This window comes from Polynucleobacter sp. HIN8, assembly GCF_030297615.1.
Taxonomy (GTDB): domain Bacteria; phylum Pseudomonadota; class Gammaproteobacteria; order Burkholderiales; family Burkholderiaceae; genus Polynucleobacter.
Genome location: NZ_AP028139.1, coordinates 629,886 through 646,347, shown reverse-complemented (window position 1 = coordinate 646,347; position 16,462 = coordinate 629,886). Strand labels below are relative to the sequence as shown.

The window sequence follows — 16,462 nt, the reverse complement described above, 5'->3', positions numbered from 1 at the left end:
GTGTTAGTTAAGCAGCCTTTTCGATCTGACAGATCGTGGTCTTGGTTTCTTGCATCATGGTGACACGGTCATATCCATAGGTAGTACCGGTATTGACAGCCTCACCACGAACGATCGGATACGCTCCTTTTGGATAAAAATCGAGCAAATCCTTACCTTCCCACCATCCTGAGAAGTGGAAGGGCACGAAAGCAGTATCTGGTGCAACACGTTCGGTTACCAATGCGCGTACCTTGATCTTGGCTCCGGTTGGCGATTTCACCCAAACAAAATCCCAGTTTTTAATACCGCGCTTGGCTGCTGCACTTGGATTAATCTCCACGAAGTTCTCTTGCTGCAACTCAGCAAGCCATGGGTTCGAGCGAGTTTCCTCGCCGCCGCCCTCGTACTCCACCAAACGACCTGAGGTCAGAATAATGGGGAACTTGTCATAGAGCTTATCTTCAATTGCTTTGTCCTGAACTGTCTTAAACAAAGTCGGTAAGCGCCAGAAAGTCTTCACGTCGTCGTGGGTTGGATACTTCGCAACCATGTCTGGACGCGTGCTATAAAGCGCTTCACGGTGAATCGGAATGGCATCTGGGAAGTTCCACACCACCGCACGCGCCTTCGCATTTCCAAATGGATGGCAGCCATGGTTTTTCATGGTGACGCGGATGATTCCACCAGAAAGGTCTGTCTTCCAGTTCTTTCCTTCAGCAGCTTTTTTCTCATCCTCGGTCAGCTCATTCCACCAACCTAACTTCTTCAAGAAAATATGATCGACCTCAGGGTAACCGGTCTTGATATCGGCACCTTTCGAGAACGAGCCATCCGCAGCCAAGAGGGACTTACCATCCTTCTCGACACCAAAGTTGGCTCGGAAATTACCGCCACCATCCATCACGTGCTTGCTGGTGTCATAGAGGTTGGGTGAACCAGGGTGCTTAAGGGCAGCGTTACCAAAGCAAGGCCATGGCAGTCCAAAATAATCCCCTGCTGTATCGTAGCCGCTCACAGGATCTTTACCGCCACGTGAACGCAAGGTCTTTGGATCAAAGACGCTCATCATTCGCATATGCGCCTTTAAGCGCTCTGGGGTATGACCGGTGTAACCAATGGTCCAAACCGCTTTATTAATTTCACGCAGAATCGATTCGACCTCAGGCTCTTTCCAGTTCTTACCAGCAAACTTGGAATCCAGCATCTTGTAGTTTTTCGAGAGCTCTTTTCCAAAGCCCAAACGGTCAGCAAAAGCTTGCATGAGGACATGGTCAGGAACAGACTCGAAGAGCGGATCAATGACCTTCTCGCGCCACTGCACTGAACGATTCGATGCCGTTGCAGAGCCTGAGCACTCAAATTGGGTTGTGGTTGGAAGCAAATAAACTGCACGATTTTTATTGACCTCTCCTCCTGGAGCAGGAGGCATTGCTGCCATTGCTGCAGTTGCGCTTGGATAAGGATCGACCACAACGAGGAGATCCAATTTATCCATGGCGCGCTTCATATCGAGACCACGGGTTTGGGAGTTAGGTGCATGGCCCCAGAAGAACACGCCTTTGACCGCGGTTGCCTGATCGACCATGTCATCTTTTTCAAGGACCGCATCAATCCAACGGGAGACAGTCGTTCCAGACTTTTCCATCATGTCGGGGGCATAACGACCCTTGATCCACTCGTAATCAACATCCCATACGGCAGCGTAGTGTTTCCACGAACCAGCGGCAAGGCCATAGTAGCCTGGTAGGGAATCGGGGTTAGGACCAACGTCGGTTGCACCCTGAACGTTATCGTGGCCACGGAAGATGTTTGCACCGCCACCAGAAACGCCAATATTGCCAAGCGCTAATTGCAAGATGCAAGATGCACGAACCATGGCGTTACCAATCGTGTGCTGCGTTTGTCCCATACACCAAACAATCGTTCCTGGACGATTCTTGACCATGGTTTCTGCAACCTTCTTCACTTGCGCCTCTGGAACTCCGCAAGCCGCTTCGACATTTGCAGGAGTCCACTTCTCCATCACCTCTTTACGAATGTCGTCCATTCCAAAGACGCGATCGTTGATGTATTTCTTATCTTCCCAACCATTTTGGAAGACGTGATAAAGCACACCGAAGAGGAATGGGATGTCGGTACCGGAACGAATCCGTACATACTGATCCGATTTCGCCGCAGTCCGGGTATAACGTGGATCAACAACAATTACTTTGCAACCATTCTCTTTTGCATGGAGCATGTGCAACATCGACACAGGATGCGCTTCGGCAGCGTTAGAGCCAATGTATAACGCAGTCTTTGAATTCATCATGTCGTTATAGCTATTGGTCATCGCACCGTAGCCCCAGGTATTGGCTACACCCGCAACCGTGGTGGAGTGGCAAATACGTGCTTGGTGGTCGGTATTGTTCGTACCGTAGAACGATACAAACTTACGGAGCAAATAAGCTTGCTCGTTGTTGTACTTGGATGAGCCAATAAAAAAGATGGAATCCGGCGTGTATTTTGAACGCAGATCCTTCATCTTGGCGGTAATTTCATCGAGCGCTTGGTCCCAAGAAATTTTCTGATACTTACCATCGACTAATTTCATTGGGGTCCGTAAGCGATAGTCGCCATGACCATGCTCGCGCAACGCCGCGCCCTTCGCACAGGCGCCACCCATGTTAATGGGGGACTCAAACACGGGGTCTTGACGAACCCAAACCCCATTTTCAACGGTGGCATCAAACGCACATCCCACAGAGCAGTGGGTACAAACTGTTCGTTTCACTTCAATCTTACCTTTGCCATCGAGCATCGCCTTGGTCTCAGCCGCATTGGCTTTTTGAAGCATGTTCAATTGCGTGGCAGCAATACCAGCACCAACACCAATACCGGAACGTTTTAAGAATGTTCGACGATCCATGGTCGGTACTGCTGAGCGCAGTCCGCGCGAGAGGCTACCGATCAATTGGGATGGAACCCGGCTAGAGGCTGAGGTGGATTTGCGAGTTAGGCTCATGGTGAGACTCCTGCGATGTGCGAATAATAAATTGGTTAGTTCAATAAAAAACGCTCAATCAAACGAGCGTTGTTTGGTAATACTTCTTAATGTGAGCAGTTAAGTGATAGCCATCCGGTTTGGTGGTTACCGCTTCAGCAACATTTTGAACAACGGCTTGCCCTAATGGAGTTTGGGAAGCAACCGCAGCTGCACCAACTGTGACTCCTGCGCCAATAAAAAATGTACGACGCGAGGATTTCGTTTTTTCATTTGCTTCTGGTTTTTTGCTGTCCATAAATATTCCTTTATACGAATATAGTTATTGCATTTCTACTAATTTAGTTTAGAAGAACTGAATTATTTATGTAAGTTTTTGCATGTTTTTTTCGCTAGGACTTACCCTTAAATACCAAAGCTATTGTGTCAATTAAATTTAACTAAACCATATCAAAACTTTGACTTTCGATTGCCAAAAACTCCCGGGTTAAAGCCGAAACTGCTTTGTATAGGTGGGTTTCCGGGTCGGCATCGATAGCATCACATAAATCGTCATACCAAGCCCGGATGTGATCGTTGAAAAAAACCCTTTGGTTAGTAAGGTTAGAAACGCCCACATCCTCCCCCGCGATCAAGTAACGCATGACCTCAAATAAGGCGGCGATGTGATCCTCGGTTTCCGCGACTGAATCCGAGGCTTCCAGTCCAAATTGCAGAAGTGAGCGCCTGATATCGAGGAGTGGTTTTTCATGAAGATGCCCAGCAAGGTAATACGAACCGTATAAAAAAATATTCGGCTTACCGACGCCCAGAAAACTACTGTCGTATTCCGCTTTCCAATCCGCTGCTTTGCTGTTCTTCGCTGCTTCGACCAAATTCATCCAAACATTGGCTAATGGCGCCTGATTATCTTGCGCCTCAGAATTTCCTGAAGCGCTAATTTGGTCAAGCAATATCTGATCCGGTGGCTGAAAAAATAAGTTAGCAAGGAGGCCATACAAGTCAGCACGTGCTAAGTCTTCAGCGAGGCCATCTTGGCTAAGTTCTGGTGTCTGGGGGGTATTTGCTTCGCTCATGAATTTTGTTCACAGTTCTTTTTTCATCATGTCCACAACACGGCAATCGCTACACATCTTCAAACGATCAAGCGCATCACCAGAAAATGCATGGTGTGTACCAATACGGCCAAGCATTAATTCGACCATCTTTAGGGTTCCAAATGCTTTTCCACAGCTGATGCAATGAAATGGCTCGGTCTTATTTAGCAAGACTTTTTGCTTTCGTTGCTCGATTGAGCTTAAACGGGGACTTAAGGCAATTGCCTGCTCAGGGCAGGTTTGCTCGCACAATCCGCACTGCACGCACTGTTTTTCAATAAATGAGAGCTGTGGCTCATCGGGGTTATCCAACAAAGCACCCTCTGGGCAAGCTCCCACGCAGGACATGCATAGAGTACAAGCATCTTTATTCACCACAATTGCCCCCAAGGGTGAGTGGGCTGGTAATGGCAACCCTTCGGCGGGCAAAGCCTGAGGAGCAAATTGCAGGAGATACTCCAAGCTCATTTCAAGGGTCTCGCGCTTTTGGGTAGCCAGTGCAAAACTGGCTGGCGGAGCCATCAATTTTGGGGCTTTACGGGTCAGCAACTCCATCATGACCCGATTGACTGTATCCACGTCTGAGCTTGAGGAGGCCATCATGCAACGCACACGCAAGCCATAGCCTAATGCTTGCGTAATCGAATTGGCTAGATCTGCCTGCTCAGTAAGCGCACTTCGGTATCCAGGGTCTTCGTCACCACTCAGTAGTAAAACAACCTCACCAAAACCATAGGACATGGCCCCAAACCACAAGTCAATTCCGGTAGACGCAATATGTTCAACGGCAAAGGGAATGACAAATCCTGGCAATCCAACAACTTCTTTAGGTTTCGTCCGCGCAGCACGGCCAACGTTCTCCAAAAGAGTAGTGCCGGCCTGTTGGCTATGAATTAATACGGTTGGCGCATTCTGACCAGGCTTCGAGCTACCAATAGTGCTTAAGTACGTTTGTGCCAGTGCTTTGATCTGTCGGCCCTGATACGCAACGCTTGGAAAGTTGTAGCGCATCGCCCCTGAGGGACAAACAGTGGCACAGGCGCCGCATCCCATGCAAAGATTGGGATTGACTTCTACCTTACCCTGACCATCTTTAAACACCGACTGAATTGCTTGCGTTGAACACACATCAATGCATGCGGAGCACCCTACTTTGCCATTACGCCCATGGGCACAAATTTTTTCGGTATATACAAAATACTTTGGCTTCTCAAACTCACCGACCATTCCAAGTAATTGGCTAGCTGCCATTGATTGCTTGAAGCGATCTGAGCCGGGAGCAAAATATCCTTGTGGTTTTTGACTAATTTGAATACTGGGATTGGTTTGTAGATCAAGAATCAGATCAAACTCACCCTCACGAGAACGCTCTACTCGATCAAAATTAATTGCGCCGATGCCAGCGCATGCAGTAACACATGCGCGGTGTGACTTGCATTTATCCAAATCAATCTGAAATGACAAATCAATCGCATTTTCAGGGCATACGGCAACGCATGCTCCGCAACGTGTACACATCTCTGGATCAATAGGATTGTTTAGTTCCCATTTGGCGATAAAGCGCCCTAGATAACCTTCAAGGCTTGTCATCTTTCCGGTAAAAACGGGATAGCTGCGACCAGTAGGCAAAGGACTGGGCTCGGTTGATAAAACATTCACTTCCAATGACTGACCCAGTTGCTCAGCCCAATACAAAGCTTGCTCTCCAGGGCCAATAATTAGGATACGCCCATCGCTGTGATAGTCGACAATCGGAACCGGATCTGGCTCCGGCAAATCGGTAACCGATAGCAATGCTTTAATTTTTGGATGTGCTTCGGTAGCATTCTTGGACCAACCCGCCATCTCACGAATGTTGACAAATTTAAGGGGCGCAACCAGGGGTTTTTCTGCCTGAGTCGCAAGCTCAGAAAACAGGGCGCGCTCTTGCGTGCAAGCCACCACAATCGGCTCAGACTCATTTAAAGCATTTAAAAACTGTCCAACCTCCTGACGACACAAAGCCGTATGAATGGGTAAACCCAGTTCCTTAGGGTCAAGGGGCATGCTGCGATTGCAATCGCAGACTAATTTTTTACTCATCACTGTATTAAAGCAAACGCATTAAGAATCTGTTTGATCAGAATTACGTTTAGCCTGTCTCTCTCCAATTGGTATTGTTTCTGGTGCCTTCGGGCTTGTTGCCTCAGATTCTATCTCTATTGGCTGGGTCGTGCTTTTCTGATCAACCAGAGTTGGCTTTGCTGGATTAGATTCGGCGGACTCCGCTGTATGCGAACTGGAAGCAAGCTTTTCGGGTGAATCCTCGACTGGTGTTATCTCAGACTCCGTTTTCTGGATGCTATCAGGATAAAGTTCCTCAGCCGATTTAAAGAGACCCAGAAGCTCGGATTGCTGCATACGCTTGAGCATATCCAATGGAATGGGATCTGATTTTGTGTAATCGTCAATGTAAATATCGAGGCCATCCATCACATTAAAGTGTGGATCACTGAACATCTTCTTAAGAGCAGCCCGCTGCACTAGAGGATCGACATCGGGGCGCATAAACGCTGAGAAATCAGGTGATTTCACATCGATTTTTTCAACATCATCCAAAGTTGGTGGTGGGGGTTTTGTTTGATCCTGATCAGGGGATGACTTGGTAAGCTCGCGATCTTCATTCTTTGGTGCAGGCGTTGGCGTAGTTACTTTTGCAATAGGTGCAGCCGACGGTGTTGAAGCCGTCTCTTCAGTTAGCCCAGCTTTTTTTCGAGACCAGCGGGATAAAAAATTATTTTCAGCCATTAGGGCTCCGCTGGGCGATTGGCACCTTTAAACGAGGCTGGTTTCGCACGCTTCTTGGGTTCTGGTTTGTAATTGGCAGCAACGTATTGGGCTAGGAAGGCCTTCATCTCTTCTTGAAGGGGACTTGTGTCGACTTGCTCACCGCCATCAATCAATCGGGCCGCCTCGTTGTAACTCAACATTAATCGATGGGGTATCGCAAGCCCCGCCCCATCTTCATTATTTACCTTCGGCATTGAATTTGGCTCTAGATAAGTCTCAAAATCGGTTTCAAGACGCCACATCACAAACCAGCATGGATTGGGTGAAGTGGAATTTAAATAATAGCCCTCGGCCTCATCCCGAAAAAATTGGAAGTCAAAGCCTGCAAACAACCAGGACTCGCCATCGTCATCTTGCTCTAAAAATCGCCCGACTACCTTGGGGTTAAGTTCTGTCCCCGCTTGCTCCAAAGCGCTACCAAACTGACCGATATCTGGAACAACTTCTATCAAGCGCCAACGATAGTTTTGCCAGGGATTATCAATCTTTTCCTTTCGCAGAACGATGGCAAAGCGCATGATGCGATCCCTTTAGGTCTTTTGCACCACAATACTGGGGAACTTGCTAGTCATGTCTTTGCTCAGGTTCGCAATCCGAATGGCAACTTGACGCGCAATCCCTTTATAAATAGCGCTAATTGCACCATCAGGATCAGCCACAACGGTTGGTCTTCCCGAGTCCGCCTGCTCCCGAATGGATAAATTCAATGGCAAGGCACCAAGGAAGTCAACGCCATAGTCTTGGCACATTTTCTTACCGCCACCCTCACCAAAAATATGTTCCTCATGATTGCATTTGGGGCATATGTATGTACTCATGTTCTCAATAATGCCGATGATGGGGATTCCCACTTTTTCAAACATTTTGAGCCCCTTACGAGCGTCAAGTAGTGCGATATCTTGAGGCGTAGTAACGATTACCGATCCTGTCACCGGAACCTTTTGTGAAAGCGTTAACTGAATATCGCCAGTACCTGGTGGCATATCCACAATCAGATAATCTAGGTCGCGCCACCGGGTTTGACGTAGAAGTTGCTCTAAGGCCGAGGTGACCATGGGCCCCCTCCAAACCATCGGGTTGTCCTGTTCAATCAGAAAACCAATCGAACTGGCCTGCAAACCATGTCCTTCCATAGGCTCAATCGTGTTCTCAGCCAGAGACTCTGGCCGACCAGTAATACCCAACATCATCGGTTGACTGGGGCCATAAATATCAGCATCCAAGATTCCCACCTGAGCGCCCTCAGCAGCTAATGCTAAAGCTAGATTAACTGCGGTCGTTGATTTTCCGACACCACCCTTACCGCTAGCGACCGCAATAATGTTCTTCACTCCAGGAAGTAACTTCACACCGCGTTGTACTGCGTGTGCAACGATATCGGTGGTGATGGCCACGCTGACATTCTTTACACCGGGAAGCTCTCGAATGGTACTAACGACCAATTGACGAATCAGGTCAATTTGACTTTTGGCTGGGTACCCCAAAACGATATCTAGGGAAATATCTCCCTCATTGACCTTGAGATTACGTACTGATTTTGAACTCACAAAATCAATTTGAGTATTCGGATCTTTTACCCCTTTTAGGGCCTGTTGAACCTGTTCCGTACTAACCGACAATTTTGTCTCCTTGCTTACTTTTTTTACCACTTCTGAGGACTAATAAACTCTAAACCCATAATGATAGACCTCAATTGATATTCAAGCAGAGGGGGCTTTTTCTTCGGCTTGATTAATCATTAAGCTCCATAAAGTACCCAAATAAAGTTGGGGTGGATTGTTGATTTTTTTTGCTACTAAAGTCTCCTTGAATTTGGTAGTTTTGATAAGCTTGCCATATGAGATTCTTACGCAATGGGTTTTTCGTACTGATTTCGTTACTCAGTCTAATGACGCAATCGGTAGCTAACCCCACTTTTCCCAATAAACCAATCAAAATCATTATTGGTTTTCCTGCGGGCGGCCCCCTTGATGCCCACATTCGCCTCTTGACAGATCGCCTTCAAACAACGCTTGGTCAATCGGTCATTATTGATTACAAAGCTGGGGCCGGCGGTACCGTTGGGGCTCAATTTGTAGCACAGGCCCCCGCTGATGGATATACCCTGTTGTTAGCGAATACCGGAACTATGGTGATTAATCCAGCCATTTACAATCAGTTACCCTATGACACACTCAAAGATTTTCAGCCAATTGCTCGAACTGCACAACAGCCCTTGGCTCTCATTGTTAATAATGAAGTGCCTGCGCAATCGCTTCGTGAATTTATAGACTATATTCGACGCAATCCTGGAAAGGTGAATTACGGATCTGCTGGAAATGGGGGCATTTCACATTTAGTCCCTGAAATGCTCAAGCAAGAAACCAAAACATTTATGGTTCATATTCCGTATCGCGGGAGTGCGCCAGCTTTTATGGATTTAATGGCTGGGCAAGTTCAATTCATGGCCGAATCCATTCCCCAGGCCGCGAATTATGCAAAGCAAGGCAAGCTGCGGGCGCTGGCAGTAACTAGTAGTAAACGCAATTCAGCGCTTCCTGATGTTCCTACCGTAAATGAAACTGGGGTTGCCAAATTGGAGGTTGTGGGGTTTTATGGAGTTTTGGCACCAAAGAACACGCCACATGACGTTGTTTTGAAACTTTCGAACGCCTTTAAACAAACGCTGGAATCAAAAGAAATACAACAAAAGATGATTTCTCAAGGTGCTGATCCTGCTTTTTTGAATGCTGAGGACTTCTCTGCCTTCTTAAAAAAGGAAATGCCAAAGTGGGCTGTTGTTGTTAAACAAGCGGGAGCAAAAATCGATTAGTTTTTTGAATTAGACTTTAAGAATGGTTTGTATTTCAGCTCGATATCACCGTAATAGGCCTTCGTATCGGACTTCGTATTATCCGTATCTGTCAAAAGCGCAATACCAATCACATTGCCTGGAGCATAGCCATAGGCGGCCTGGTAATCCGCAGTCAAGTCTCTGCTGTGCTTGCGCCACTGCCCTAAGTTTTCTTTTCCCACATCCACCGCAATCATTTTGATCCGATTGGTATACGAATTGGGCTTGATTTGATTGAGCTGTCCGTTGGGTGACCAGATATACATCAGCGTTGCGTAGGGCATCTCTTGACCACTCATGATTTGTGCAAGCTCGCCTACCATTTTATCTTTCATGCTCAATTTAGATTGATCGCCATCAAACGCCACTAATATCCGCAAAGGTGCGTCATCAGCATATCGATCTAGATTATTTGCCTTATCAAGAGTCCCGGTGGCTTTCCATTGCCACTCAAGCCATAAATGTTGCGATGGGCGCGGTTTGAGTTTTACAGCCAATCCCGATGACGATTTTTTTGCATTGGCACTGAGTACCGTTCGGCCCTGATAATTTTCAAGACGATAGGCCGTATTCTTTTTATAGGGTGCTACTCGATAAAAACTCCAACCTCGCAAAGGTTCATTTACTGACTGCTCCGAAAATTTCGTAATCTCCTCACGGGGAACTAAGGGATCTAATTTTTCTGCGCCAGACTGATTAGAATTGGAGCCCGTTGCTGCGCATCCCAGCATCAAGATGCTCAGAAGAAAATAAAGAATGCGATGATGAAATGACTTGGCCATGATGCAATGCATTATCGTAGAGCTTTTATGACCATGCAGAATGAATAAAAATCTCTGGTTTTTAACCCTGGCTCAAGGGCTTTATCTCACCAATAACGTTACCTTTATTGCCATCAATGGCTTAGTGGGTTTTGCGCTGGCGCCAGAACCTTGGCTGGCGACCCTACCGGTTATGGCCTATGTGGTCGGTAGTGCCATGGCAACGACCCTCGTGGCTAAAGTTCAACGACGCTTGGGTCGGAAACGCTCATTTCAGATTGCTTTATTAGTCGCCTTCTTTTCATCACTCGTGTGTGCCTTTGCAACGCTTGAGAAACAATTTTGGCTTCTGAACCTTGGCACAGTGATTGCTGGTTTTTATAACGCCAATGCCCAACTCTATCGGTTTGCGGCCGCTGAGCTTGCCGATAAAACAGCCAAAGAGAAAGCCATCTCATGGGTGCTTGCTGGTGGAATTTTGGGAGCTGTTCTAGGACCCAATATGGCAAGCTGGACGCGGGATTGGTTCATGCAACCATTTGCGGGGGCTTACATCACTTTAGCCGGTGTTGCCTTAATTGCGATTGGGGTCGTTAGTCAAATTCATTTTCCTGAAAAGCGCGTTGATCCAGACCAAGAGCCTGGTCGGCCTCTTTCTGAAATCATGCGCCAGCCCTTATTTATTGTTTGCACTCTAACTGCAGCACTTGCCTACGGTGTGATGAACTTACTCATGGCAGCCACACCATTAGCCATGGAAGCCTGTCAATTTAGCTTTGACAAAACCGCTTGGGTTCTCGAGTGGCACGTGATTGGCATGTTTGCTCCGGGATTTTTTACGGGCACCCTCATTAAGCGCATCGGTGTGATGTGGGTGTTACGTACGGGGGTGGCACTCAATATTGCCTGCGTCATGATTGCACTCTCTGGAATTACCTTTTTTCATTTTTTGACCGCGCTATTTTTACTCGGAGTGGGTTGGAACTTTCTATTTACTAGCAGTACGACATTAGCCCTTGAGGCTTATCGCCCATCGGAACGCGATAAGGCCCAAGGCGCAATTAATTTCTTTGTATTCCTTGCAACTGCTTTGTCAGCACTGAGCTCTGGGGTTCTAATTACGACGCAAGGCTGGACTCTTCTTAATTTAGGATCGATTGTTCCGCTCACGATCATTGCCCTTGCCCTGATTTGGCTTGGAATTCAGCGCAAACCGACACGAGGACAGCCCCTTTAAAATACGATCATGAACTCTCCAACAACATCACTACCGGCAGTTGGTTTTATTGGTACTGGCATCATGGGCAAGAGCATGGCTTCGCATCTGTTGAAAGCCGGCTATCCACTGCATCTCTTTAACCGCTCTCCAGAGAAAGCAAAAGCATTAGTTGAGCAAGGTGCGATTTGGCATTCTTCGCCAAAAGAGTTGGCTGCTCACTGTGATGTGATCATCACGATCATTGGCTATCCAAAGGATGTTGAGGAGGTTTATTTGGGGGTCGATGGTATTTTGGCTGGCGCAAAGCCAAACTGTATTGCGATTGATATGACCACCTCAAGTCCGGCATTGGCTGTGCGGATTGCTCAACTTGCTCGTGAACATCAAGTTTTTGTTCTTGATGCGCCGGTATCTGGTGGCGATATCGGTGCCCGAGATGCACGTTTGTCGATCATGGTCGGTGGCGAGCCAAGCGCATATGAATGTGTTTTACCCATCTTCCAATGCATGGGTAATAACATTGCCCTCCTGGGGCCCGCAGGATCTGGTCAACATGCCAAACTCTGCAATCAAATTGTGATTGCCTCTACCATCATGGGGGTTTGTGAAGGTATTCGCTACGCCCAAGCAGCAGGACTTGATGCCTTAGCCGTTCTCAAAGTCATTGGGAGCGGTGCTGCAGGTGGAACTCAGCTCAATGTGCAAGGACCGCGCATGATCAAGGGCGACTTCGCCCCAGGGTTCATGGCTGAGCACTTTGTTAAAGACATTGGCCTAGCAATTGAGTCTGCCGAGCAAATGGGGCTTCATTTACCTGGCTTAGAGCAAGCGAAGCGACTCTACCAACTCATGCTCGATGATGGGATGGCGCGCGATGGCTATCACGCACTGTACCAACTGTATCTCGCCAATAAAGTCTGACGTTCTATGTCATCACTAATTGCCAAGCAAACACCGCATGCTTGGGCATTTATTCTGATTGCGCTCGGCACAATTATCCATCTTGCGTTAGGTTTTACTACCGAGCTGTCGGTTGATGAGGCGCATTACGCCTTATATGCAGATCGTCTCGCCTGGAGTTATTTTGATCACCCACCGCTAGTGGGATGGATTCAGTGGCCACTCGTAGCCATCAACGCACCCGATGGTATTTTGCGACTAATCCCGATTGTGCTGTGGATCGTGTCGTGCACGATGGTCTATCACATTGCCGAGCAAGTATGGAATTTTTACCATTCGCAAACGCAGCCTCAGTCATCCTCACGCGCGGGATTATTTGCTGTGGCCGTCATTGTTTTCGCACCCTTACCGCATGTGCTTGCTGTTGGATTGGTACCTGACTCACTATTAACACCTCTTGCCCTCGGTATTTTATGGATGGCTTTGCGGTGGATGATGCAAGATGGTCACTATCGATTTTCCCAATGGATTCTGTTGGGGGTGTTGTTTGGATTGGCCGGACTGAGTAAATACACTGCTGTTTTATACGCACTGGCATTTAGCATCGCTTGCTTGAGTGTCCCGCGGTGGAGCACCCTTAAGAATCCAGGCTTTTACATTGCTATTCTGATTGCACTTGTTGTGATCAGCCCAGTAATTTTGTGGAATGCTACCCATGACTGGATCTCATTTCGTTATCAAATTGACCATGGTGCCGGCGGTACCTGGCAATGGCGCCGAGTTGCCGCCTTTATCGGAATTCAAATTGGTGTATTTGGATTTCTACCCCTCCTCGGCTCATGGAGCGTAATGCGCTGGTCATCGACCCAGTCTTCGGTGAAATTGGCAATGTTATTCATCTTCTTCGCACTACCCTTTGCAGTATTTGCTGTTTTATCCGGAGGTGGTGGTTTACCGCATTGGACAATGCCGGCTTGGTTTTGCTTGGCCCCTCTAGCAGGTATTGGTCTTGCACTTTGGTGGGAGCAAGGCAAGCGTTGGCTGATCAGTTTATTTTTAGCAATCCAAGGGACACTGGTTGCAGTAGGACTAACACTCGTAATGACTGCAGGCTATCCGATTGCGAATCAGATGAAATCGAATCCCCTTGCTGATTTATATGGCTGGCGCTCCGCATCAACCCTTGCCAATCTCTTGGTTAAAGAACTAAAAGCGAGCGGCATCGCGGTCCAAAATTGGAGCTTAGCAAGCCGAGTGGCCTGGTATGCCAGACCGACTTCTGTTTTTGTATTGGATGATCGATTTGATCAATTTGATTTGTGGTTTGGATCCTTGCCCGAGGGATCGAATGTGATTTTGCTCAATTGGTCACAAATGTCTTTTAAACCTCCAGTGGGCGAAGGTCAATTTCGGACCTGCCGCCCCCTAGATCGACTTAGTATTGGTCATATGGGTGAGGCACTTAGCCAGTTTGAGCTCAGTTATTGTCAGGGCTGGGGCGGAAAGGCGAACCCGCAACGAGAGGCGTTATCCTTACGCCCATGAGTGCCTCATGGAAAACAGTCCTTAAAAAGAGTTGGCCCACTATTCGGATCATTCTGTCGATTGCTCTTTTATGGAAAGCAACGAGTGGTATTGATTGGAAAACCCTGTTTGAATCCGAGCTGCAGCTAGAAGCCCAATGGCTGATCGCTGGAGCGCTTTGCATCACTGCTGCTTTCGTATGCGGCGGCCTGCGTTGGGGTTTATTTATGCGACGCGCAGGCTTTCAAGGCAGCCTGCCGGGATATATCGGACTGTATTTCTCGGGAGGCTTAATTAATCAAGGTTTACCCAGTACTTTAGGGGGCGACAGTTATCGAGCCATTGCCGGTACGCATTTAACCCGTAGCGGACAAATCGGTCAACAACATGAACTAACAAAAGAGCTGTCTCACGCTGAAGAATTAGCAAAACAGAGTCCCAAATTACGACTGGGATTTGCGATGACCCTCTTAGATCGCGTTGTCGGTCTCATGGGAAACAATATCTTAGGTGGCATTGGTTTGGTACTGGGTGGCGCCACTCTCGCTTCTTGGGGAACTGAGTTGGGGTATTGGGTTTTAACACTGATGCTTGGCGGCGGCGCTCTATTGGCTTTTGCATTAAGTTACCAGCCACTGATGGCAATGATTCAGAGGCTCTTGGCGCGCTTTGCGCTTGATCATTCCTTGCCAGGGATTCGGTTTGCCTTTGCTTGGCCAACCAATATCGGTCAGGCTATTTTTGCGGTCGGTATTCATTGTTTTAATATTTTGGCGCTTGGCTTTTGCTTAAAAGCCTATGGCGCCGATGTACCCACCGAAGCCCTCATGATTGGATTGCCAGCCTTGAGTTTATTGCTGATGCTGCCAATTAGTATCTCGGGCTGGGGTTTGCGTGAAGCGACATTAGCCTCGGTGCTTGCCTTATGGGGAATTAGCCCATCCTTGACCGTTTTGGGTTCAATTAGTTATGGCGCCATCACCTTGATATGCGTCCTCCCGGGCGCTTATCAACTGCTCAAACGGAAGTAGGTCCTGCTCAGCATAAAATACAGTCTTCGACTGTTAGGAAAATAGAATGGCAATCAGCGTTAACGCAATGCGAACCATTGACCACTGGGCCGGTGTGCCACTTTGCGCACTTGCCAGTCCGATCGTGGCTTTATTCGATTTGATTGCAAAACCATTCAGAAAACCAGGTCCTCCCAAGCGACTATTGTTTATTGAGCTTTCTGAAATGGGCAGTGCGATCTTAGTTGATCCTGCAATGCGTAAAGCACAAGCAAATGGTGCTGAGATTTATTTTTTAATCTTTAAAAGCAATGCAGCGAGCTTAGGTTTACTCAATACTGTAAACCCCAAGCATATTTTTACGATTGACTCATCGAGTCTTTGGAAGTTAGCGCTTGATACCTTGGGATTTTTGATTAAAGCCCGCTTTTATCGTATCGATACTGTCATTGACCTAGAACTCTTCTCGCGCTTTACGGCTTTGTTAACTGGCTTATGTGGAGCAAGACGGCGAGTGGGGTACGATATTTTTCATGGTGAAGGTTTATGGCGTGGCACTATGCTGACACGTAAAGTGCATTACAACCCCCATATTCATATTGCGAAGAATTTCATTTCCTTGGTATATGCTGCCTTTGCTGATCAGCAAGAGTTGCCATTTAGCAAAATTACAATTTCTGATGATGAGATCCGTCTTGCCCAAGCAGTCATTGATCCTAGCGTCAAACAAAACTTGCAAATCCGGATTGAGAATTTGGCTCAGCAAGCCCTCATTCCATTCAAAGTGGGTCAGCAGCGCATCATTTTGATTAATCCAAACGCAAGTGATTTATTACCCCAGCGGCGTTGGGCTCCTGAACGTTTCTCAGAACTCATCATGGCAGTTCATCAGCGCTATCCCGACGATTTAATCTTGATCACCGGGTCGCCCGCAGAACATACTTATGTGGAGGGTGTGCGCCTGGCGGCCAGCGTCAAACGCGCTCTTAATTTTGCGGGCCATGTTCGCTTCTCTGAGCTCCCGGCACTCTATACGCTTGCACATGCCATGGTCACGAATGATTCTGGTCCTGGGCATTTCTCATCCGTTACTGCGTTGCATACCGTTGTACTCTTTGGGCCAGAGACCCCAGCCCTCTATGGCTCTCTTGGTAACTCTATTCCAATTACCGCGAATCTTGCCTGCTCACCGTGCGTCAGTGCTGCTAACCATCGCAAGACACCGTGCCAAGATAATGTTTGCATGAAATCCATTTCAGTGTCTCAGGTGATGGAGCAGTTGGCCGTGCAAATTACTGCGGCCGATCACGCGCGCGCGTCATAA

Annotated in this window: 14 protein-coding genes; 6 read left to right on the top strand and 8 right to left on the bottom strand. The window is 47.6% G+C overall.

Going from position 1 to position 16,462, the window contains the following annotated elements; translation table 11 throughout:
* Positions 1-7: 7 nt before the first annotated feature.
* The 7 genes from QUE65_RS03405 to apbC form a co-directional block, all read right to left on the bottom strand.
* A complete protein-coding gene (locus tag QUE65_RS03405; protein WP_286281903.1) occupies positions 8-2,986 on the bottom strand; it encodes a formate dehydrogenase subunit alpha in 2,979 nt (992 codons plus the stop codon).
* A gap of 58 nt (positions 2,987-3,044) precedes the next feature.
* A complete protein-coding gene (locus tag QUE65_RS03400; protein WP_215371898.1) occupies positions 3,045-3,263 on the bottom strand; it encodes a formate dehydrogenase in 219 nt (72 codons plus the stop codon).
* 142 nt (positions 3,264-3,405) lie between these two features.
* Entirely contained in the window at positions 3,406-4,041 is a 636-nt protein-coding gene (locus tag QUE65_RS03395; RefSeq protein WP_286281901.1) for a TorD/DmsD family molecular chaperone, read from the bottom strand.
* A 9-nt stretch (positions 4,042-4,050) separates the two neighbouring features.
* The gene (locus QUE65_RS03390; protein WP_286281900.1) at positions 4,051-6,144 is read right to left on the bottom strand and encodes a 4Fe-4S binding protein; all 2,094 of its coding nucleotides are present in this window, start codon (positions 6,142-6,144) and stop codon (positions 4,051-4,053) included.
* Positions 6,145-6,165: 21 nt separating this feature from the next.
* On the bottom strand, positions 6,166-6,849 hold the full coding sequence (locus tag QUE65_RS03385; protein WP_286281898.1) for a DUF3306 domain-containing protein: 684 nt from the start codon (positions 6,847-6,849) through the stop codon (positions 6,166-6,168).
* Entirely contained in the window at positions 6,849-7,409 is a 561-nt protein-coding gene (locus QUE65_RS03380; protein ID WP_286281896.1) for a DUF3305 domain-containing protein, read from the bottom strand. Before QUE65_RS03380 ends, QUE65_RS03385 begins: the two co-directional genes overlap by 1 nt.
* 12 nt (positions 7,410-7,421) lie before the next feature.
* The gene (gene apbC, locus QUE65_RS03375) at positions 7,422-8,540 is read right to left on the bottom strand and encodes an iron-sulfur cluster carrier protein ApbC (protein ID WP_286281894.1); all 1,119 of its coding nucleotides are present in this window, start codon (positions 8,538-8,540) and stop codon (positions 7,422-7,424) included.
* 188 nt (positions 8,541-8,728) lie between these two features.
* On the opposite strand from apbC, the gene QUE65_RS03370 reads away from it, so the two are divergent.
* Positions 8,729-9,703 (top strand): Bug family tripartite tricarboxylate transporter substrate binding protein, encoded by a 975-nt coding sequence (locus QUE65_RS03370; RefSeq protein ID WP_458574767.1) that lies wholly within the window; start codon positions 8,729-8,731, stop codon positions 9,701-9,703.
* On the opposite strand, the gene QUE65_RS03365 is transcribed toward QUE65_RS03370, so the two are convergent.
* Positions 9,700-10,506 carry a DUF3047 domain-containing protein gene (locus tag QUE65_RS03365; RefSeq protein WP_286281892.1) on the bottom strand — a complete coding sequence of 269 codons (807 nt, stop codon included), beginning with the start codon at positions 10,504-10,506 and terminating at the stop codon, positions 9,700-9,702. The two genes, QUE65_RS03370 and QUE65_RS03365, sit on opposite strands and share 4 nt — an antisense overlap.
* A 40-nt stretch (positions 10,507-10,546) precedes the next feature.
* Between QUE65_RS03365 and QUE65_RS03360 the strand changes: the two genes are divergently transcribed.
* From QUE65_RS03360 to QUE65_RS03340, 5 genes are read left to right on the top strand one after another with little or no spacing between them, the layout of a single operon-like run.
* Complete coding sequence (locus tag QUE65_RS03360) at positions 10,547-11,722, top strand: MFS transporter (protein ID WP_286281890.1); 1,176 nt, start codon at positions 10,547-10,549, stop codon at positions 11,720-11,722.
* Between the two features lie 9 nt (positions 11,723-11,731).
* Entirely contained in the window at positions 11,732-12,625 is an 894-nt protein-coding gene (locus QUE65_RS03355) for an NAD(P)-dependent oxidoreductase (RefSeq protein WP_286281889.1), read from the top strand.
* 6 nt (positions 12,626-12,631) lie between these two features.
* Positions 12,632-14,149 (top strand): ArnT family glycosyltransferase, encoded by a 1,518-nt coding sequence (locus QUE65_RS03350; protein ID WP_286281888.1) that lies wholly within the window; start codon positions 12,632-12,634, stop codon positions 14,147-14,149.
* Positions 14,146-15,159, top strand: a complete 1,014-nt coding sequence (locus QUE65_RS03345; RefSeq protein WP_286281887.1) for a lysylphosphatidylglycerol synthase transmembrane domain-containing protein — start codon at positions 14,146-14,148, stop codon at positions 15,157-15,159. Before QUE65_RS03350 ends, QUE65_RS03345 begins: the two co-directional genes overlap by 4 nt.
* Positions 15,160-15,205: 46 nt before the next feature.
* Positions 15,206-16,462: a glycosyltransferase family 9 protein gene (locus QUE65_RS03340; RefSeq protein ID WP_286281886.1), complete on the top strand. Its 1,257-nt coding sequence runs from the start codon at positions 15,206-15,208 to the stop codon at positions 16,460-16,462.

Bases quoted from the DNA above. Each gene is read 5' to 3' on its own strand.
- QUE65_RS03385 (WP_286281898.1), bottom strand. From the start codon at position 6,849: ATGGCTGAAAATAATTTTTTATCCCGCTGGTCTCGAAAAAAAGCTGGG.
- QUE65_RS03340 (WP_286281886.1), top strand. From the start codon at position 15,206: ATGGCAATCAGCGTTAACGCAATGCGAACCATTGACCACTGGGCCGGT.
- QUE65_RS03360 (WP_286281890.1), top strand. From the start codon at position 10,547: ATGAATAAAAATCTCTGGTTTTTAACCCTGGCTCAAGGGCTTTATCTC.
- QUE65_RS03350 (WP_286281888.1), top strand. From the start codon at position 12,632: ATGTCATCACTAATTGCCAAGCAAACACCGCATGCTTGGGCATTTATT.
- QUE65_RS03405 (WP_286281903.1), bottom strand. From the start codon at position 2,986: ATGAGCCTAACTCGCAAATCCACCTCAGCCTCTAGCCGGGTTCCATCC.
- QUE65_RS03380 (WP_286281896.1), bottom strand. From the start codon at position 7,409: ATGCGCTTTGCCATCGTTCTGCGAAAGGAAAAGATTGATAATCCCTGG.
- QUE65_RS03395 (WP_286281901.1), bottom strand. From the start codon at position 4,041: ATGAGCGAAGCAAATACCCCCCAGACACCAGAACTTAGCCAAGATGGC.
- QUE65_RS03355 (WP_286281889.1), top strand. From the start codon at position 11,732: ATGAACTCTCCAACAACATCACTACCGGCAGTTGGTTTTATTGGTACT.
- QUE65_RS03365 (WP_286281892.1), bottom strand. From the start codon at position 10,506: ATGGCCAAGTCATTTCATCATCGCATTCTTTATTTTCTTCTGAGCATC.
- QUE65_RS03370 (WP_458574767.1), top strand. From the start codon at position 8,729: ATGAGATTCTTACGCAATGGGTTTTTCGTACTGATTTCGTTACTCAGT.
- QUE65_RS03345 (WP_286281887.1), top strand. From the start codon at position 14,146: ATGAGTGCCTCATGGAAAACAGTCCTTAAAAAGAGTTGGCCCACTATT.
- QUE65_RS03400 (WP_215371898.1), bottom strand. From the start codon at position 3,263: ATGGACAGCAAAAAACCAGAAGCAAATGAAAAAACGAAATCCTCGCGT.
- QUE65_RS03390 (WP_286281900.1), bottom strand. From the start codon at position 6,144: ATGAGTAAAAAATTAGTCTGCGATTGCAATCGCAGCATGCCCCTTGAC.